The organism is Niallia sp. FSL W8-0951, assembly GCF_038006525.1.
Classification (GTDB): Bacteria; Bacillota; Bacilli; order Bacillales; family Cytobacillaceae; genus Niallia; species Niallia circulans.
In genome coordinates this window covers 3,026,016-3,046,713 of the sequence record NZ_JBBOVK010000001.1, presented here as the reverse complement: position 1 = coordinate 3,046,713, position 20,698 = coordinate 3,026,016, and the positions used below count along the sequence as shown (strand labels likewise).

The 20,698-nt window shown below is 33.4% G+C and carries 17 protein-coding genes; 6 read left to right on the top strand and 11 right to left on the bottom strand.

Annotated elements, in window-relative coordinates; translation table 11 throughout:
* Positions 1 to 318: 318 nt before the first annotated feature.
* From NSS71_RS15125 to tagU, 7 genes are all read right to left on the bottom strand, one after another.
* On the bottom strand, positions 319 to 2,211 hold the full coding sequence (locus tag NSS71_RS15125; RefSeq protein WP_082138395.1) for a CDP-glycerol glycerophosphotransferase family protein: 1,893 nt from the start codon (positions 2,209 to 2,211) through the stop codon (positions 319 to 321).
* A gap of 18 nt (positions 2,212 to 2,229) precedes the next feature.
* Positions 2,230 to 3,405, bottom strand: a complete 1,176-nt coding sequence (locus tag NSS71_RS15120; protein WP_176473329.1) for a CDP-glycerol glycerophosphotransferase family protein — start codon at positions 3,403 to 3,405, stop codon at positions 2,230 to 2,232.
* 33 nt (positions 3,406 to 3,438) lie between these two features.
* The gene (locus NSS71_RS15115) at positions 3,439 to 4,464 is read right to left on the bottom strand and encodes a ribitol-5-phosphate dehydrogenase (protein ID WP_047943660.1); all 1,026 of its coding nucleotides are present in this window, start codon (positions 4,462 to 4,464) and stop codon (positions 3,439 to 3,441) included.
* A complete protein-coding gene (locus NSS71_RS15110) occupies positions 4,457 to 5,173 on the bottom strand; it encodes an IspD/TarI family cytidylyltransferase (RefSeq protein ID WP_047943661.1) in 717 nt (238 codons plus the stop codon). Before NSS71_RS15110 ends, NSS71_RS15115 begins: the two co-directional genes overlap by 8 nt.
* A 272-nt stretch (positions 5,174 to 5,445) precedes the next feature.
* Complete coding sequence (locus NSS71_RS15105; RefSeq protein ID WP_269083452.1) at positions 5,446 to 6,585, bottom strand: CDP-glycerol glycerophosphotransferase family protein; 1,140 nt, start codon at positions 6,583 to 6,585, stop codon at positions 5,446 to 5,448.
* 25 nt (positions 6,586 to 6,610) lie between these two features.
* Positions 6,611 to 7,006 (bottom strand): glycerol-3-phosphate cytidylyltransferase, encoded by a 396-nt coding sequence (gene tagD / locus NSS71_RS15100; protein ID WP_047943663.1) that lies wholly within the window; start codon positions 7,004 to 7,006, stop codon positions 6,611 to 6,613.
* Positions 7,007 to 7,204: 198 nt separating this feature from the next.
* Complete coding sequence (tagU, locus tag NSS71_RS15095; RefSeq protein WP_047943664.1) at positions 7,205 to 8,134, bottom strand: polyisoprenyl-teichoic acid--peptidoglycan teichoic acid transferase TagU; 930 nt, start codon at positions 8,132 to 8,134, stop codon at positions 7,205 to 7,207.
* 643 nt (positions 8,135 to 8,777) lie between these two features.
* Here tagU and NSS71_RS15090 point away from each other — a divergent pair.
* The 3 genes from NSS71_RS15090 (at position 8,778) to NSS71_RS15080 (ending at position 11,801) form a co-directional block, all read left to right on the top strand.
* Positions 8,778 to 9,608: an ABC transporter permease gene (locus NSS71_RS15090; protein ID WP_047943665.1), complete on the top strand. Its 831-nt coding sequence runs from the start codon at positions 8,778 to 8,780 to the stop codon at positions 9,606 to 9,608.
* 13 nt (positions 9,609 to 9,621) lie between these two features.
* Positions 9,622 to 10,431, top strand: coding sequence for a teichoic acids export ABC transporter ATP-binding subunit TagH (gene tagH / locus NSS71_RS15085; RefSeq protein ID WP_047943666.1), 810 nt, complete (start codon positions 9,622 to 9,624; stop codon positions 10,429 to 10,431).
* Positions 10,432 to 10,739: 308 nt separating this feature from the next.
* Complete coding sequence (locus NSS71_RS15080; protein ID WP_047943667.1) at positions 10,740 to 11,801, top strand: glycosyltransferase family 4 protein; 1,062 nt, start codon at positions 10,740 to 10,742, stop codon at positions 11,799 to 11,801.
* Between the two features lie 58 nt (positions 11,802 to 11,859).
* Here NSS71_RS15080 and NSS71_RS15075 read toward each other — a convergent pair whose 3' ends face one another.
* From NSS71_RS15075 to NSS71_RS15060, 4 genes are all read right to left on the bottom strand, one after another.
* On the bottom strand, positions 11,860 to 14,232 hold the full coding sequence (locus NSS71_RS15075) for a SpoIID/LytB domain-containing protein (protein ID WP_341151797.1): 2,373 nt from the start codon (positions 14,230 to 14,232) through the stop codon (positions 11,860 to 11,862).
* A gap of 226 nt (positions 14,233 to 14,458) precedes the next feature.
* Entirely contained in the window at positions 14,459 to 14,596 is a 138-nt protein-coding gene (locus NSS71_RS15070) for a hypothetical protein (RefSeq protein WP_156485402.1), read from the bottom strand.
* A gap of 244 nt (positions 14,597 to 14,840) precedes the next feature.
* Entirely contained in the window at positions 14,841 to 15,929 is a 1,089-nt protein-coding gene (locus tag NSS71_RS15065) for an LCP family protein (protein ID WP_047943668.1), read from the bottom strand.
* A gap of 129 nt (positions 15,930 to 16,058) precedes the next feature.
* Positions 16,059 to 16,691, bottom strand: coding sequence for a YigZ family protein (locus tag NSS71_RS15060; RefSeq protein ID WP_047943669.1), 633 nt, complete (start codon positions 16,689 to 16,691; stop codon positions 16,059 to 16,061).
* Positions 16,692 to 17,248: 557 nt separating this feature from the next.
* Between NSS71_RS15060 and NSS71_RS15055 the strand changes: the two genes are divergently transcribed.
* The 3 genes from NSS71_RS15055 (at position 17,249) to NSS71_RS15045 (ending at position 20,427) form a co-directional block, all read left to right on the top strand.
* Complete coding sequence (locus NSS71_RS15055; RefSeq protein ID WP_047943670.1) at positions 17,249 to 18,388, top strand: sensor histidine kinase; 1,140 nt, start codon at positions 17,249 to 17,251, stop codon at positions 18,386 to 18,388.
* 189 nt (positions 18,389 to 18,577) lie between these two features.
* The gene (locus NSS71_RS15050; RefSeq protein WP_047943671.1) at positions 18,578 to 19,264 is read left to right on the top strand and encodes a response regulator; all 687 of its coding nucleotides are present in this window, start codon (positions 18,578 to 18,580) and stop codon (positions 19,262 to 19,264) included.
* 323 nt (positions 19,265 to 19,587) lie between these two features.
* Positions 19,588 to 20,427, top strand: coding sequence for a DegV family protein (locus NSS71_RS15045; RefSeq protein ID WP_047943672.1), 840 nt, complete (start codon positions 19,588 to 19,590; stop codon positions 20,425 to 20,427).
* The last annotated feature ends 271 nt before the right edge of the window (positions 20,428 to 20,698 follow it).

Genomic DNA, 20,698 nt, shown 5'->3' with positions numbered 1-20,698 from the left:
TCCCTTATATTGAGAAAGGGTACAAACAGTTTGTAAAATAAATTGCTTATCTTGAGAACTTAGTAATCTCCAGCTACCAGCTTTTATTTTCATATTTATCATCCTTTCCACTCATTTTCTTATAGTATATATACCGCGTTTGTATTTATTGAAAACACTAAATTATCAACAAATGCTGACAAGTATTTCCCGAGAAATGTCGGCAGAAAGAAAAAGTCGTCTTAATAAGAGAAGCTTATTAAGACGACTTTCTTTAAATTTTTAGTTTTTGTAGCTAATTAAAAAACAACTTTGTTCCATTAAACATTCGATATCTAATTATAATAACTCATTAAAATTATTGATAATAAGCTGGTCAACAACACGCTCTGTTGCTTTTCCGTCTAAATCATCAAAGAAGTAATGAACAAAGGGCTCAATTTTCTCCATTTTAAAATCTTCCTTTTTAATAATGTCGATCATTTTCTCTGTCGTTTTTGCAAGCGGACCAGGAATGAAGGAATGATAGTCATAATAGAAGTCACGTGTACGGACATATTCCTCCACATCATATGCAAAGAAAATCATTGGTTTATTTAATAGAGCATATTCGAAACATACAGATGAATAATCTGTAATTAAGATATCAGTAATAAATAGTAAATCATTGATTTCTCGGTAGGAAGAAAAATCATAGAAGAAATCACTGAATTGGTAAGGAATGCTAAATTCATTTTTTACAAATGGATGAATTTTAAAAAGGAATACATACTCGTCCTTCAATTCGTTATATAGCTTTTCTAAATTTAATACCTCCATTGGATAATGGGCAGACTGCTGGCCATTTCCTCGGAAAGTAGGTGCAAATGTAATTACTTTCTTACCTTTTAAGAATGGATACTCTTCATATAAGTTATTTCGTACTTCTTCCTGATATTCTTTATTAAAGAAAACATCTGTTCTTGGAATACCTGTTGGAATTACTTTATCTAAGTCAATACCAAACCCTTCAGCATAATGCTTTGCAACGTTATGAGAGCTAACAATAGCTTTTGTATAGTTGCGATGGTTTTTCGATTTTGGTGACGGTCCTCCTGGACGGCCTAAGCGGCTAAAGCCAAATGTTTTAAATGCTCCAACTGCATGCCATAATTGAATCAATTCAGCATTTTTTCTAATTTTTAGTGGGTAGATCATTGGATAAAAGTCATCAAGAATAATAAATTTAGCAGTAGCTAAATGATAAGCTAAGCTAAAGATTTCTCGATAATTTTTCTTTTCGTCTACTCCCTTTTTTAAAAGGAGATGATAGTCATAATTTAAATTTCTTCTAAGTAATTCATCATAGACAAATTGGAAGTTTCCGCTCATTTCACTACGGCTGTCAGATGCAAAAATAATCTTTCTTGTTTGCAATGGTAATAGCGTTTTGCATATTTTGTAAGTTAGAGAAAAACACCATTTGTAGACAATGCGATAAATGATACCGCGCTGTTTTAAGTCTGCATCTAATCCCATTAAGGTTGGATCTAAGTCCTTCAATTTAGATGACGTAATTTTTAATGTCTTTAACGGTAAATCATATGTAGCTAAAAGGTTGAACTTCATTTCTTTTCTTGCGGTGAAATACTCCATTTTAGCTGAATGAAAACCATTATCTAGAAAATGCTCAATATTTCCTAAAGGGAATGATTTTTTATATACTTTATCGCCAAGTACATGGACGTCAAGCTCCAAGAATAAGCGATATTCCTCCTCAGGAAGCGGCCTATTATGGGAAGTAATAGTAGCAAAGTTAACCTTTGAGCGAAAACCTGCCCAGCTATACTTACTATCAATAGAATCCGTTGTTTTGATATCCTTAACAAGCACATCTTGTAAGGGGATAGATACCTTTAAACCACTAGTGCTTAATAAAACTAAACGTTTTTTCACGAGGTCTTCATTCATCATAGGAACTTTTTCTAAATAAAAATATCCCTCGATTTCCAAAATAGGTCCATTCCAGTTCAATTGCGTTATTTTACGGCGAGGAATATATTCTTCTATTTTTCCAGCTATTTCGTTCAGAACAGGAAGGGATTCACTTATTTTCTCTTTTTGGATAATAATACGATCCTCTGTTATTTGAACAGGCTTATCAATGCTAAATTCCAGATCATCACGGACTACCGGTCCGGATGAATTAGAAGAGGTTCTTCTTCTTAACTTTCGAATAATCTTTCTTAACATATTTATGTCTCCTTAACTTCATAAATCATTCAATGAACTAAGCAAATGTGAAACGATTCTACTAGAAGTGTTTCCGTCTGTATAATCAAAAAATTTATTTTTAAATAAATCCATTTTCTCTTGATTGAACTGCCCATTATTTAACCAATCTACAAGTTTCTCTGTGTGAGAGAAAATAGGCCCAGGTACTAATGATTCGTATTCATAATAAAAATCTCGTTCTTGCATGTATTCATTTAAATCATGAGCATAAAATGCCGCAGGTTTATTTAATAAGCTATAGTCAAATATAATAGAGGAATAATCTGTTATAAGAACATCTGTAATTAATAATAACTCTTCAATAGTAAAGTCATGTTTGATATGGTAAACAAAATCTTTTAAATCGTCCTCTAAATGGAAAGCAGAAGACATATAAGGATGTAAATGAATCAAAATGATTGATTCTTTTTTTAGTTGCTCTTTTAATAAATTAAAATTAATAGGGCTAACAAATACGTCCTGTTGATAACTTTTCCCGCGAAATGTAGGGGCATAAAGAATTATTTGTTTATCTTGGAATGATCCTATTTTTTGTAGTAATTTCTCTATCACTTTTTCCTTCTGATGATTTTCAAAAAAATAATCAGTTCTGGGAACACCTAGGGGGAATATTTTTGACTCTTCCATATCAAAAGCTTCTGCATAATAAGGAATAACCTCAGACGAACTGACATATAGTCTAGAGTAATTTGAATGAATTTTAACAGTCTTTATATATTCCCTACTTGGGCCATTTGGCTTTCCTACTATGCTCATACCAAACTTTTTAAATGCTCCACAAGCATGCCAAAGTTGAATAATTTCTGTTTTTTTTCTTGGTTTAATTAAGTAAATCAAATAATGATAATCATCGATAATAAAATATCTTGAAGTTGCAATATGATAGCACTCTTTAATCATATGAAATAAGTAGTGTATCTTACCAGTAAAATCATTCTTAATTTTAAAGAATGATTTTACTAAAATAAGATTATTATCTCTACTTTTAAATTCTGAATAAATATATTCTAAGTTACCATTTAGTTCGTTTGAACGTGAAGATGCAAAGGTAATTTTTTTGGGATTTACTTTAAAGAAGAAACAAAAAAGTAAATAAACAAATTGGAAACCAATTTTTGCTAAAACAGTAGGTAGTAATTTTATACTCTTCAAAAACAATCTACCTTTCTTATCTTTTGGTAAGATTTATATCTTCCATTCCATAATCGTTTTTCCCCAAGAAGAAGTTAAGTCTTTTTCAAATGCCTCAATAATGGACTGAATAGATGTAACTGTTTGGACTTCTCCAATTAAGGTAGAAAAGTAATCTACGATATCTGGATACTCTTTATAAAAATTAACGGTATTTTGGAAATCAGCACGTCCACTCCGGCTGCTGCCAATCAAGGTAATACCTTTTTCCAGAACCATTCTTGTATTTACTTCAACAGGATACTCTGACACCCCTAGAATCGAAATAGAACCTTCTGGCACAATTAAATCAATGCTCTGGTTTATAGCATATTGGCTGCCTAAACCACCTACACATTCGAATGCGTGGTCTATTTTTACTGATTCTGGAATATCATCAATTAAGTACGCTTCATCTACAAAGGAGAAACGGTCTAATTTATACTGCGTTTTTCCAAAGGAAATTACTTTGCTCTCAGGATATTTCTTCTTTAAGATTAATGACATAATAAATCCAAGATTTCCATCTCCCCAAACACCAAATGTATTTCGGCGTTTATGAGATCTTGATTCAAATCTTGTAAGGGAATGCATGGCAATTGTGATAAGTTCAGTAAAAGCTGCTACAAATGGGTTCATATCTTCAGGAATTTCAACTAAGCGATCTCTCTTTAAGAAGACATAGTCTTGCATAAATCCGTCATAGCCACTAGAGCGGAATCTACTTGAACGCAAATAGTTTTCAGCAATGTAAGGATCTTCTTCAGTAGGATCGTTAGGAACCATTACTACTCTTGTTCCATTTGCTATTTCACCTTTTGGATCGTATACAACTGTACCAATTCCTTCATGAATTAAAGCCATTGGTAGTTTTTTTGCCATTGTCTCTTTACCGCGTGATCCAGTATAATAGCGTTGGTCCGCATTACAGATAGACAAATGAGTTGGCCGAACGACAATCAATTCTGATTTTAAGGAGAAGTCTTGGTATGTTACTTCAAATTGTCTTGGGGAAACAAGACGATAAACTTGATTAATCATGGTTTATTCGCTCCTGAATAATAGCATTTGCTACTTTTAAATCGTATGGTGTTGTGATTTTAATATTAAATACTTCTCCTGTTACAAGTTTCACTTTCTCGCCCTTTAAGACACAGATTTTACAAGCATCTGAAAGAATTGCCTTTTGCTCCGTAGAAAGGGAGTAATAGTGATCTTTCAGCATTTTCATATTAAATGTTTGTGGTGTTTGACCTTGATACATAAGATCACGAACAGGGATATGAGAAATAGACTCGCCATCCTCTGATTCGACAATTGTATCAATCGCAGATATTACAGTATCAACAGCACCAAATTCAAGACCGTATTGGATGTTTTCTTCAATAATGCGATGGGTAATAAAAGGACGAACAGAATCATGCGTTACGATTATATCGTCATGAAATAACCCAAATGTATCTTCCACATATTTTATTCCATTCATAATGGTCCCATTTCTATCTTCTCCACCTTCGATTACAACTAAACGGTCACGATTATCAATATATTTATTGATAATATCATTTGTATAATTGATCCATTCTTTGGGTGAAGCAATAATAACTTTTTCAAATTGGTCATTTAATAAAAACTTTTCAATAGTATGAATAATAATTGGCTTTTCATTTAATGGAAGGAATTGTTTTGGCATGCTAACATTTCCCATTCGTGTTCCTTTTCCACCAGCAAGGATTTCAGCGTATATCATAATTAAGTCTCCTTTACATGATTATCTATCAACTGTCTCTTCATATTTATTTAATCTTTCATTTACATAAACCAAACTAAATATACACTTCTTTTCGAGTCATTTCAACAAATACCATAGGATTTAAAGTAATCGTAACACAATTAGCGGCCCTATAAAAAAGGCATCTATCATAACTAAATAGTCTGATAAATCCCATTAGTACAAATCTCTTTTGTTTCTGTATTCGATAAAGCAAGAAAAATAGTCACAAAGAAAGTGTATGTTATTCATTATTTTAGCCATTTATGAAGCTGATTAGCCACATTTTTGCTAGCATTCCCTAATGAATAAGTATTCCAATCTTCATGGAAGTTTTCAATCTTCTTATAATCAAAGGACGAGTGACTAATGTAGTCGACAATTTCTTCTGAATTATGCGCAATAGGTCCTGGTACTAATTGGTCATACGGTTCCCAAAATCCTCGATTTTGAGAATATTCTTCTAAGTCATAAGGATAGAAAATCATTGGTTTTTGTAAAAATGAATATTCAAAAGGAATAGAAGAATAATCTGTTATCAATATATCCGAAATGAATAATAAATCATTCATTGTAGGATAGGAAGAGAGATCGTAAACAAAACCTTCGTAATTTGATAGGTCCATTGCATTTTTTATACTTGGGTGCAGTTTAATAAGTAAAATATAGTCAGATTTTAATTTTTCTTTAAAATAAGCAAAGTTAAGTGGTAAATCAGAAGTTTCTCCTTGGTCATCTCTGAAAGTTGGTGCATACAGAATAATTTTTTTTTCTCTAAAAGTAGGATACTTTGTGTAAAATGTATCTTTAACTTTTTTTATATAATGTTGGTCGAAAAAAATATCAGTTCTAGGGATACCAATCTCTAGCATTCTCTTTTCAGAAACAGAAAAGGCTTGTTGATAAATTGCAGACATTTTTTTCGAACCAGAAAGGATATAGTCAAACTGATTATATACCTTACTAAATCTTTTCTTTGCACGATTACTACGGTGTTTGACACTATAATCTTTCCAACCAAATGTTTTAATGGCGCCATTAGCATGCCAAATTTGAAGTTTTCTAACTTCATTTTTAAACTGAATTGCTGATAAAAAACCAAAATAATTATCTAACACAACTACTCTAGAAGTTGCCAGGTGATAAATTCCTTTTAAAAAAGATCCAAAGTGTCTGGGGGAGAAGGGAAGAACTGTATCTCCAATTGTAACTTTGTCTTTAAAAAAGGAAGTGGTTTTATGGTCTGTTAAAAAAATGCAAGGATATGTTTGAGAATTCTTTTTTAGTTCATTGTATATAAAGTAATTATTTTCAACAAAGGACACACAAAAAACTATTTTCTTCTGCAGAGGAAACAACTTAGCTACCTTGAACAGAAAAGAAAATAGCATTAAGTACATATAAATAAATAGTTCTCTAACCATTTATATTAATTAAGTCCGTTTTTATTTTTGTTGTTGAAATGCCATCTGTTCTTGGCAAATATACAACTTCACAATAATCTTTCAAAAAGTCGAATTTACCTTCCCAATCATTTCCCATCACAAAAATATCAATATTGTGATCAACAACATCTCTAATTTTTTGATCCCAATCATTTTCAGCAATTACTTCATCTACATATCGGATAGATTCTAAAATAGTTTTTCGATTTTCATAGCTATGAAAAGCTTCTTTATTTTTGATTTTATTAAATTCATCACTAGAAAGACCAACTGTTAAATGGTCTCCTAATTCTTTTGCACGTTTTAAAATATTTATATGACCTATATGCAACAAGTCAAAAGTACCATAAGTAAGAACTTTTTTCATTATAACCTCCTGAATAGAGTGATTAACCTATAATGATAGGCTATAAAAGATAGATGATAGAAATTTAGTTTATCCAATTAATTTATTTTAAATCTTTTGATTGTTATTTACAAGTACAAGGAAGCACGACAAATAGCATAAAAAAAGCAGCCACCTTTGTCTAGATTAGACTAATGTGGACTGCTCTGTCTTTTGTATTTAATCAACATTTAAGTGATTTTTTAGTTCTGTTTGCACTCTTGTTTTTTCTTCATCATTAACAACTAAATACCAAACTTTATTAATAGTTTGTCCAGTGCCAGAAATCGTTAACTGGTCAATGTCGTTTGCTGCACTCTTATAATTGGCTTGAATATCAACCATTTCATCAAAGCTTATATTCGTTTTAATGTTTTGACCAAGAGCTTCGAAAATATTACCGAAATTTGTTAATGTGTTGAGACTAGCTCCTTCTTTAATAACAGCTTGAATAATTAAACGTTGACGTAATTGACGACCGAAGTCTCCTCTAGGATCTTCATATCGCATACGAGAAAATTTTAAAGCATCTTTACCATTTAATGATATTTGACCTTTAGGGAAATGAACTCCTTCATACGTAAAGTCTAGATCATTATTAACCGTTACCCCACCTACTGCATCAACGATATCCTTAAAACCTTCCATATTAATTTGCATATAGTAATCGATAGGAATATCTAAAAAGTTCTCAACTGTATCCATAGACATTGCTACTCCACCAAAAGCGTAGGCGTGGTTAATTTTATCTGTCGTACCATGACCAACGATTTCTGTCCGAGTATCACGTGGGATACTTAACATCTTAACAGATTTTTTTTCTGGATTAACTGTCATTACGATAATTGTATCAGAACGTCCAGAATCTCCATCACGTTCATCTACACCTAGCATTAACACAGAAAACGGTTCTTTACTCTTAAGACTTAATGAGCTATCCCTTTTAGATGTAACCCGGTCAACTGGTTCATGCATCGTATCCACCGCTTTATTTAGTGAATGCCATACCGTGTATATATAAGCTCCAATTCCAATAATCAATAACAGTAATACAATACCAGTTACACGAAGCCAAGTTCGTTTCTTCTTTATAGGCTTATCTGATCGCATTAATTAAATCCTCCATATCCTGACAAAATATGATAAAACTAATATAAAGAATAGCAGAAAAAAAAAATAATAGATATCTTTTTATAAAAATTAAGAAAAGTACATTAATTCTTTACACCTAGTAAATCCCTGATAAAACTGATTAAATAATGTAGATGCTTTAGTAAGGGGAAATAATAGTTTAAAACAGATTGGCTTAATATAGAATTTCCGAGGAACATAAGCATCTCCTATATTAAAAATCGTATAATAACTTTTTATAGCATTTGTTCAATCACATCGTTTCATTCGGATATTTGACAATAAAAGTTTCGGAATTATCTCCATTCGATTTTACTATCTATTTATATAGGACGTTATTAATCAGATGTAAGTTGCAATAGTATAGAAAAAACTTGTAAATCATATTAAATAGAAGGTAAGGAAGAGAACTAGGAAGTGAATATCGAAAATTAGTTGATATTTTAGTATTTGAAAAATCTTTGTAAAATCTATATATTTATAAAGAGACTAAAAGGGAATAGACAGGAGGTAGTTTAAAAATATATTAGGTATAAGAAAGTTAGAGATAAAATAAATGGAATACACTCTGACATAAATAAGATTATAAAGATAGATGATAACTTTAGAAGGGTATAACAATATGAATTCAATGTTTAAAGTAATTAAAGAACAAATAGATAATTTTCATTTAATAAAAAGGCTGTCCACGTATGAGTTGAAAAGTTCTAATAGAAATAATTATTTGGGGATTCTTTGGGAGTTTATTAACCCAGCCATTCAAATTGCAATCTATTGGTTTGTATTTGGATTTGTACAAGGAAGGGGAACTGTACCAGGAGAAAATGGAAAAATACCATTTTTTGTCTGGATGCTGTCTGGAATTTTAATCTGGTTTTTCATCTACCCGGCTATAACACAAGGCTCTAAGTCCATTTATTCTAGACTACGAATGGTCTCAAGAATGAATTTTCCTTTAAGCGCTATACCATCCTATGTAATATTGTCGTTATTATATCCCCAATTATTGATAATGGGAGTTATAATGATAATATTCCAATTTATTGGATATCCTATTACGATTTATTACTTGCAAATACCTTATTTTTTATTTGCAGCTATTTTATTTTTATTTGCACTATCACTAATCACATCAACTATCTCAACTATTGTGCGGGATTTTCAAATGTTGCTGCAATCTTTAATGCGTGTGCTCTTGTATATAACGCCAATCTTGTGGCCGGCAGGAAGATTTAATGATTCCTCCTTTGGAAAGATTATTGATTATGTGATGTTATTAAACCCTATCTATTATTTAGTAGAAGGCTATCGTTATGCATTGTTAGGAGAGGGCTGGTTTATCATGGCCCATCCAACAATCACCATATATTTCTGGGGATTAGTTCTCCTCCTATTATTTGTAGGGTCATATATGCATGTGAAATTTAGAAGACATTTTATTGACTTTTTATAATAGGAGGTCCCGTATGGAAAAGTCTGTAATCGTTAAAAATTTAACAAAAAGATATAAATTATATAAAAACAATTCGGAGAAACTAAAAGATATATTTCTTCCGAAAAGTTACGGAGAACCCTTTTTTGCTTTAAAAGATGTTAGTTTTGAAGCAGAGAAGGGGGATGTTATTGGCTTTGTAGGTGTCAATGGTTCCGGCAAATCAACATTATCTAATATTATTGCGGGGATTGTTCCCCAAACTTCTGGTGAGGTAGAAATTGATGGACAGGCATCTCTGATTGCAGTATCTGCTGGTGTGAACGGCGAATTAACAGGCCGTGAGAATATAGAGCTAAAGTGTTTGATGCTTGGATTTACAAAAGATCAAATTAAAGAGCTTGAGCCAGAAATTATCGAGTTTTCAGAGTTAGGGAAATTTATTGATCAGCCAGTGAAATCTTATTCAAGTGGGATGAAGTCCCGTCTTGGCTTTGCGATTTCTGTTCATACAGATCCAGATGTATTAATTATTGATGAGGCATTGTCAGTAGGGGATAAAGCATTTGCGGAGAAATGTTTGGACAAAATGAATGAATTTAAAAAACGCGGGAAAACGATGTTCTTTGTTAGCCATTCAATCGGCCAGATGAAACAATTCTGCGAAAAAGGTGTTTGGCTAGAGCATGGCGAAGTGAAAATGATCGGCAGTATTGAAGAAGTAATGCCAGCATATGAGAAATTTTTAGCAGAGTATAAAAAATTAACTCCGAAACAAAAAAAAGAATTTCAAGAAGCTGGGCTGAAAAAAAGAAGTGATCCTGCATTTGTAGGAAAGGTCTAAGGAGAAAGCTTGTCTCTATTAGTACCTTGTAAAACCGTTCTATCTGTTAGAGCGGTTTTATTTTTAATAGGGCAGAGATGAAAAAATTATGCTTTAGGTTGAAACTTTCCTAAAGTGGACCACGTCATATATAATAATAATCAAGTTATGTTTATTTAGGATTAAAAAAATGTAATATAAATGTTAAATAAGAGTGGAATTTATTAAACCAAGCAAGATAGTATTGTGTTATAATAAATTTCGATTATATGCAAGAATAGACAGATGCCTAAAAATATACGTTATGAGAGGCATTAGGGAGGATCTCCATGATTTATATAATGCTTGTGGTATGTTTTATTGCTTCTATCTTACTGACACCACTAGTGAAGAAGCTTGCGTTTAAAGTTGGAGCAATGGATAAACCAGAGAAACGAAAAGTACATCAAAAGATCATGCCACGTATGGGTGGTTTAGCAATATATATTAGTTTTGTCATCGGTGCTTTAGTAATTAACCCAGATAAGGCCTATCATTATCCAATATTGATTGGTAGTGTAATTATTATAATAACGGGTATATTAGATGATATTTATACCCTTTCAGCAAAGATTAAACTTGCTGCTCAAGCAATCGCTGCAGTAATAGTCGTTGTATGGGGCGGTGTACAAGTTGAATTTATCAACTTGCCATTCGGTGGCCAGCTAGAATTTGGATTCTTGGATATACCGATTACGATTCTTTGGATTGTCGGCGTAACGAATGCGATTAATTTAATTGATGGTTTAGATGGTCTTGCATCAGGTGTATCCTGTATTGCCTTGTTTACTATCACTGGTATGGCAATGATCATGGGAAATGGGTATGTAATTGCAATTTCCTCCATCGTTTTAGCAAGTACACTTGGATTTTTATTTTTCAACTTTTATCCTGCAAAGATTTTCCTCGGAGATACGGGTGCGTTATTTCTCGGTTATATCATTGGTGTAATGTCTCTGCTAGGTTTTAAAAATGTAACGTTAATCTCCTTTATTATTCCGGTTATTATTTTAGGAGTTCCTATTTCGGATACATTCTTTGCGATAATTCGTCGATTAGTTAATAAGCAGCCATTAACGGCCCCGGACAGGTCTCATTTACATCATTGTTTACTAAATATAGGTTTTACGCATAGACAAACCGTTATAATAATATATGCAATGGCATCATTTTTTGGACTAGTTGCAGTCATTTTCTCTATGGCAAAAGTATGGGGAGCAATCCTCTTAATAGCCACTGTTTTATTAATAATTGAATTAATTGTAGAAAAGATTGGATTAGTAGGGAAAAACTATAAGCCGATTTTAAAATTTATTAATGATATAAGATATTCAACTGAGAAGAATAGATAATAAAAAGGCCTCTTAATTATAAGAGGTCTTTTATAATGGAGAAGAAAAGAAGTGAGGCTTACTTTCTTTCCTTTACATTTTTTACATACTTTGTGGATACATAGCCAGTTACTTTTCCATATTTCACTTTATACCAAGAACCGCTTTTTTCATAAATAGTTACTTTCTTATCGTTTGGAATCGACCCAACTACCTTGGATGATGTAGAGGACTTCTGTCTGATATTGAGCTTGCTTGCTTTAACAGTTCCAGTTTTTACTTTATAGAGAGTGAACTTTTTAGAAACAGATTTCTTTAGCTTGCTTATATTGACCGATTCAATTGTTGCTGAATAGAACCCGTCACTCGTGCTTCCAACACTCCATGTATAGGAAGAGGATCCTGCCTTTAATGATTTATTAGAAGCAAGTGTTTTAACGACCTTATTTTTGTTGTTTACAATTTTTACGGTTGTGTTAGAAGCTTGGTTCACATGGAAGCTCACCTTTATTTTATTTCCTGATGTATCATAGGATGTTTTTACATTGTTAATAATTGGAGCTTGTACTACTGTTTTCTTAAGAGTGAAACTTTGTTTAGCTGTTTGCTTTTTATTAGCGCTATTTATCGAAGTAATTTCAAACGTATAGGCTCCATTGTTCACATTTGCTACATCCCAAGTAAAGGAATGATACCCGGCTGTTAAAGATTGATTGTTGGCTAATGTTTTCACTGCTTTATGATTGCTATCTTTCACAATAACCGTTGTCTTTGTTGCTTGGTTAACATGAAAGGAAGCAACGACTTTGTTAGCATCTTTATCGTATTTGGTAGTACTGGAACTAATCGATGGTGCTGCTAGTTTTGCAACTTGAACTACAGCATGAGCTGTTGCTGTTTGCTTATTGCTGTCGGTTGCAATTATTTCAGCTGTATAGCTGCCGTTGTTCCAGTTTGCTACATTGGCAGTATAGTTGTAGTTACCAGCATGTAAAGCTGCGTTATTTAAAAGAGTTGCAACCACTATACCAGTACTATCTTTTAATCTTACAGTCGTATTGGCTGTTTTATTGATAGAAAAGAAAACGCTGACTGTGTCATTCGTGTTCGCGAAAATAGCTTTTGTATCTGTTATCACAGGAGTGGTAATCTCAGACTGGATATATTCCGTTACTAAATTAGCGCTTGGATAATAGAATGAAAGAATATCACTGTATTTTTGGCCACTATTAGCACGACCATTTGCACCATATTGACTTAAACCTACGCCATGGCCATACCCCTTTCCAGCAACACTATGTGCAGTGGTACTAGAAGCGCTTTTTGTAATAAGATAACTCTTTAACGTATCTACACCAATTATTGCTCTAACTTTAGAAGCTGCCACATTTGCTTGTTTCACTTCTTGTAAAATAAGGTTCCCGTCTTTATCTTTTAGATCCTTCACATAAAACTGAACTGTTATTGAACCTGTTGTTACTCGGGTTGTGGACGAAGGATTATTAAACGCAAGGGCCGGAATAGAAACAATTTTGATATCTTTATCTTTATAGTTATTATTATTTAGCCAACTTTTTATAAGACTGACAATTTTTGTATCTTTTTCTGAAGTCGTTTTCCACCATGCGTCTGGATTAGCTAAATCTTTATCTTTCATATCGATTTGTGTTTTTTGTAGGCTGAATTCCCAACTATAGTTGTTATCAAAGGAATCAGCACCATTTTGTAAATAGGCATATTCATAGCCCCAAACATTTTTAGCAGACTCCATTACGCCACCATTACTTGCTGAGAATACAGCATCGATTAATTTGCTGCCATATTTTAAGACCTGTCCAGTAGTTGCCTCCACTGCATTATCAGAATTAGGATGAGAATCAGTTAATCCGCCATACACTTGGTGATTAATGGTATCGGTAATGGTTTGACCGCCGTAATTCCAAGAATAAGTTCTGGCAGCAACTGCCTGTGCTTTTAATGCTTCGATATTCCACAGGGCAGGCATTTCACGAGGCACAACCCCTTTAAGATAATCTTCTATCCCTACTGTATTAATTGGGCGAATATATGTTTTTCCGCTGATTGTTTCCATGATAAATTCAAAAGATCCTTTATAGGAACGATTATTAATTGTTAAGTAGCTGTTTGGATCAGAAGGAGCCAAAGTAAACGAAGTAGACTCAGAAAGAAGCTGGCTTCCTTGATATAGCTTTAATTTTGATTGTTCTAGCTTAACCATATATTCTGTGTTGCTATTTATAGATACTTTACCATCACCAGTTTTATAGGTACCAGAGGAGGTAAGGGAAATTACTGTTTTATTACCAAGATAATTCTTTAACTTAACATGTACTAGTGGTTCAGCAACGCTCGCGTAGATGCTGTGTTCAAAAACAGGAAGGAAAGAAAGAAGCAAGACAAGTGACAACAATGATAGTGTTTTTTTTATCATCATTTTCTCCTTTATTTAATTGTCGTAAACTAGGAATCTATTAAAAAAAAATTATGTCTTTTACCTAAGAGGAATTACTATGATTCTATCATATTCTAATGGTAAATGAATGTGGATATTGCTGGCAGATTAAGAAAGGGATAAATGGGGAAGAAACAGAAAAAAACTGTAGAGCAATTCATCTACAGTTGTATATGGTATCTAGAAGTAAATAATAATAGCATGATTATAAAAGTCTGTGCTTTTCGTCTAATTCCTCATCGTAAAAATCATCTTCTAATTCATTCCAAATACTAGGTTCATTATCCGTAAATAATGGTCTTTCAATTGCTCCATTTAAGTAGGTTAACATTTTTTTCAACATACTAGCACCTCATTACTTTGTATTTCCTTTACAAAATATGTTTGCTTTTTCTATTAGGTATAGTGTTGACATTTTACTTAAAAATTATAATGCTGAAATATATTTTTTAGTCAGGCAGGTAGTTGTATAGTTTATTTATAACCATTTTAATTCATTTTCAATGAGGATTTACACAGAATTTTTTTATTATATGATATAAATAAAAAATGCATCATGCTTTGGAAGCTTGATGCATTTATATTATTTAATAATTTACCTTATCGGATGTGGTATCTGTTTCCACGGTACTGTTTAAATCAGTAGTATTTTCCGAATCATTCGGTTTGTCTGAATTGGATAGTTGGTTACTGCTTATGCCTAAATGCTGCTGCAGAATCGATTTTGTTTCTGCTAGTGCTGTTTCATCTAATTGATAAATATATTTATTATCGACACGACCGTCGGTTCCAGCTAGCGTTAGTGTCTCCACTTGTAAACCATTATCTGCAGTTGCATAAGCAATTAGAGATTGTATATCGCTGAATGATAAGTCTGTTGTCATATTGCTTCCTATCGCTTCCATCACTTTTGAATACTTGGTTATTCCCTCGATAGAGACTGCTTTTTTCATAATGGCTTGCATGATTAATTGTTGTCTTTTCCCACGTTCAATGTCATTATCAATTTTTCTTGTTCTTGCAAGGGCAAGTGCTTGTTCGCCGTCCAATTCTTGATAGCCTTTTTCAAGATGAATGGCGCCTGCTTTATCCTTTGAGTTTTGTTCTGTAAATGTTACTGGAACATCGACATCAATTCCACCTAATGCATCTACTACATCCATAAAGGCATCGAAATTCATTTTTACATAATAATCAACAGGAATATCTAGCAATTCTTCCACTGTGTCTAAGGTTGACGAAACCCCGCCGAAATAATGGGCATGAGTAATTTTATCAGAATAGCCGCGTTCAGGAATATATACATAAGAATCACGTGGGATGCTCAGCAATTTAACGGATTTTTCTTTCTCATTTAAAGTAGCAAGCATGAGAGCATCGGAACGAGATCGGGTTGTGCCGGATTTGCTCGATCTTTTCTCACTGTCATCTACTCCAATGAATAAAATTGAAACGTCATCGATGTTTGGATCCACTTTTGCATCCCTTTTAGAATCACGGTCAATTGGCTCATAAGAATCATCTACCACTGATTTTGCCTTTGAATATAAGGTAGCTCCATAACCAATTCCGGCTAAGATAATAACCAGCAATGGGACAAAAATAAATAGCTTAATTTTTTTTCGTTTCTTTTTCTTTGTATCCTTTATTAAAGTTTCTCTTGTATTATTTGCCATAAGTTCTCCTTTTTGAATTAAGAAATAACGGAATGAAAACATACATACTATCTTACCTCTATCTCTCTTTAACGTAAATTAGTAGTTTATTTCTATTCCAGGTATATTTTTGTATTAATTGTAAAAAATTCAAATGAGGGTTTCTGCGTACAAGGTGTCTTTTTCTTTTATAATACCTTGTCCATTTGTTAAGTCAGTTATCCAATCCGTATAAGTCTCTACCTCATCAGAATCCACAAAGACATTAATTTCGACATTTTCTAAATAATGAATATCTTTAATTTCATAGTTCGATGAACGTAATTCATTTTCTATTTTACCAAGTAAGTGATACTCGATGGATACACTGACTATTTGCTTCAACTTTCTTTCAACAATACCGATATTTGCTAATCCTTCAGAGGTTGTTTTTCCATAAGCACGAATAAGCCCCCCTGCACCAAGCTTAATACCTCCAAAATAACGGGTAACAACAACTGTTGTATCTTTCAGACCTTTTTTCTTCAGGACCTCAAGAATTGGTACTCCTGCTGTGCCACTCGGTTCCCCATCATCGTTTGCTTTTTGAATTTGATCATGTTCTCCGATTAAGTAAGCAGAACAATTATGTGTTGCGTCTTTATGTTTTTTCTTGATTTCTCCTATGAAAGCCTGTGCTGCTTCTTCTGTTTCTGTTCGAGCGATATGAGCAATAAAGCGTGATTTTTGAATAATTAGTTCATATTCTCCGTAGCTAGGTACAGTAAGATAGGAAGGAAGCATATTGGCAGCTCCTTTCTTTGTATCTCTTTCCACTAATATTGGCGATTTCATCTTATTTGTTCGTTATATAAGTCATTTTTTGTAACCATTTTCTATAAAAAATTAGTAGAAAATCGATAATTAGTCTTATTTCATTATAATTCGACATTGTTTATTCTTCAATTATTGTTCGCTTTGTAATCAAATCTTAATATAGCGATTTAGCAAGCATGATATAATAAGTAAAACTCCATGCTCGAAAAGGCCCGCTACATATGGTATAGGCTATATTTCATGCAGAGGGTTACGAATCTTGGATTACAGGCGCCTTATCAATCTATTTTCTTTTACTTTGTTTTTTGTTTAGAATAGGATAAAATTGTATTATTGCATTTTTACATACTTTTTCACAGTGATTCTTGATGTTAATAGGTCTTCGGACATGGTTTCATGTAGGGTGATATATGTCAAAATAACGATTTTAATTTATTTTTCGATGAATTAAACATATTATTAACTTTCAAGCTAAAATAATAATGGATGTTGGAAGGGTTTTAGCCTTTTTGGAGGAATTAAATATGTTGATAAGGAAATTTGACACAAAAACGTTAGATTATATTGTAGAACAAATGATTAAAACCGTTGGTTCAAGCAAAGATGAAATTTTTCGTATTGGAGAACAATGTCGACAAGATTATGAAACCCTTACCGAAGAATTAAAAGAAATGAAAGTTCTTGTATTAGAAACGATAGAAAAAGGAGACAAGCTAGAAATCCAGTCTCGGTTTGCTCGTAAACGCTTATCAGAAGTCAGTAAGCATTTTAATGAATACTCAGAAGAAGAAGTACGTGAGGCTTATGAAAGAGCACATACACTGCAAATGGATTTAAGTGTGAATCGGCACTTAGAAAAGCAGTATCGAGAACGCCGCGATGATTTAGAGCGTCGATTGTTAGGTCTAGATGAAACCATTAAGCGGGCAGAACATCTGGTCACACAAATTTCTGTCGTGATGAATTATTTGGTTAGTGATTTAAAGCAAGTTGGCGAAGTAATCGAAGACGCCAAACAAAAGCAGGATTTCGGACTGAAAATTATTGGTGCCCAGGAAGAAGAGAAGAAAAGACTTTCTCGAGAAATACACGATGGTCCTGCACAAATGATGGCAAATGTAATGATGCGCTCTGACTTAGTGGAAAGAATATATAAAGAGCGTGGGGCGAAAGAGGCCTTTGAAGAAATCAGAAATTTAAAAGTGATGGTACGAAGTGCATTATATGAGGTAAGACGAATTATTTATGATCTTCGTCCAATGGCTTTAGATGATCTTGGCCTTATTCCGACGCTAAAAAAATATTTGAAAACAACAGAAGAGTATCATGACTCAATAAAAATTGAGTTTGCCACCATCGGAAAAGAAACAAGACTTCCAAGCAAATATGAAGTTGCAATTTTTCGCTTAGTTCAAGAATCAGTCCAAAATGCTTTAAAGCATGCAGAAGCATCTAATATCTCCGTAAAAGTAGAATTACGAATGGAGCAAATTATCGTCTTAGTTAAGGATAATGGAAAAGGATTCGATAAGAATGAGAAAAAAGAAGAATCCTTTGGTTTAATTGGGATGAAAGAAAGAGTAGAACTACTGGATGGGGAATTAACCATTGATTCCAAACTTGGAGTTGGAACCATTGTTATGATCAACGTTCCTATTAGATGATAAGAATGACTGTTTTCGAGAAGTATGTTATTTTAACCAAAATGAAGTTTAACATTTTTGTGTTGAATGGATTGGAGGATGCTTGACTCCTATCAAGTAGTGTGTGGAGAGGAAAGCAAGAACTTCATTTCCTGCCAAAAATAACATTGTGACGAAAAGAGCTTAAAGAAAATAAGGGAGGCGGAGCAGTTGACTACAAGGATAGTTATTATTGACGATCACCAATTATTTAGAGAAGGGGTAAAAAGAATTCTCGACTTCGAATCGAGTTTCGAAGTAGTAGCTGAAGGAGACGATGGTACACAAGCTATTCAGCTAATCGAAGAATACCAACCCGACGTAACAATCATGGATATAAATATGCCTACCATTAATGGTGTAGAGGCAACAAGACAATTACTAGAGAAATTTCCAGAAACAAAAGTCATCATCCTATCTATACATGATGATGAAAACTACGTAACCCATGCCCTTAAAACAGGTGCGAGCGGTTATCTGCTTAAGGAAATGGATGCAGATGCATTAATTGAAGCGGTTAAGGTAGTAGCAGATGGAGGGTCTTATTTACACCCGAAAGTAACCCATAATCTCGTTAATGAATATCGCCGTTTAGCAATAGAGAATGCAAACTCGGATGAACATCATGTGCAAGTAGTAGAAATTAGAAGACCATTGCACTTGTTAACAAGACGTGAGTGTGAAGTTTTACAGCTTCTTGCTGATGGAAAAAGTAACCGAGGAATCGGAGAGGCACTATTTATTAGTGAAAAAACGGTTAAAAACCATGTAAGTAATATTTTACAAAAAATGAATGTGAACGACCGTACACAAGCAGTAGTTGTTGCTATTAAAAACGGTTGGGTAGAAGTTCGTTAAGAAAAAAGGGGTTACCTAAATCACTTGTTGGTTTGAGGAAACTCCTTTTTTTAACGAATTGTTTTATTTGGTGAGGTTGGTGTTTTCGTTGCAATTGCAATCATATGAAAATGCGATAAAATTGGAGGAAGTGAAAGTAAAGAAATATTGCCATCCTAATCAACCTCTAAAGTGAAAAATCTGTTATAATATTTCCTTGCCATTTAAAATTCCATATAAATTCCTCTTTATGTGCATTATAATAGAATTAATCGATAATGCTAATTAACTTTTATAGTTAAAATATGTATACAAACGAATAGATAAGGAAGGTAACTAATTGCATGAAAACAGCTATTGTTACAGATAGTACGGCCTATATTCCTAAAGAGGTGAGGGAGAAGTACAATATATATATGATCCCATTGACAGTTTTCTTAGGGTCAGAAGTATATGAGGAGGAAAAAGAATTAACCGCATCTGAATTTTATGAAGCAGTTAGAAAAATGGACCTGCCTACGACTTCTCAACCATCTATTGGAAAATTTGTAGAGCTATTTGAAGAACTATCTAAAAATTATGATGAAGTAATAAGTGTTCATTTATCAAGTGGTATCAGCGGCACTTATCAAGGAGCCATTACTGCTGGAGACATGGTAGAGGGCATTAAAGTATTTGCTTTTGATACAGAAATAAGCTGCATGGTTCAAGGTTTCTATGCTATAGAAGCAGCAAAATTAGCTCAACAAGGGAAAAGCGCAGCAGAAATTATTCCCATTCTTGACGAATTAAAACAAACAAGCAACGCCTACTTTATGGTAGATGATCTATCAAATCTTCAAAGAGGTGGACGACTATCCAGTGCTCAAGCAATCATCGGCAGTCTTCTGCAGGTTAAGCCATTGCTGCATTTTAAGGATAAGATAATTGTCCCATTTGAAAAAATCCGCACAAAAAAAAGAGCAATGAGGCGAATTGTCGAACTTCTCCGCGAAGAAACGAATGGAGGCAGCTACTACGCTGCCATCATCCATGCTAATCGCGAAGAAGAAGCAAAAGAATGGAAAGCAGAACTAGAACAAGAATTCCCCAATATTGAATTCTCATTAAGTTACTTTGGTGCTGTTATTGGTACACACTTAGGAGAAGGATCAATGGGACTTGGCTGGATAAAGAAAAGATAATAATGATGTTTGGAATCCCGGTTCTTAGAAAAGAATCGGGATTTTTGTGATGGTGGGAGAGTTAGTCGAAAGGATAGGTGAGGGAGTCGCAAGGAAAAAAATGAACAAGGAAGAGCGCCCCTTTTCATTCCTTCGTTATGACTAGCTTGTAAATCGTGTTTTACCCAGTCAGCACTTACAGCTCCAGATCCTTCCTCACTACGTTCAGTCCGGTACCGCTGTAAGAACTTGACTAGGCATCAAAGTCACCTCTCGATCCAAGAGGTGGTCT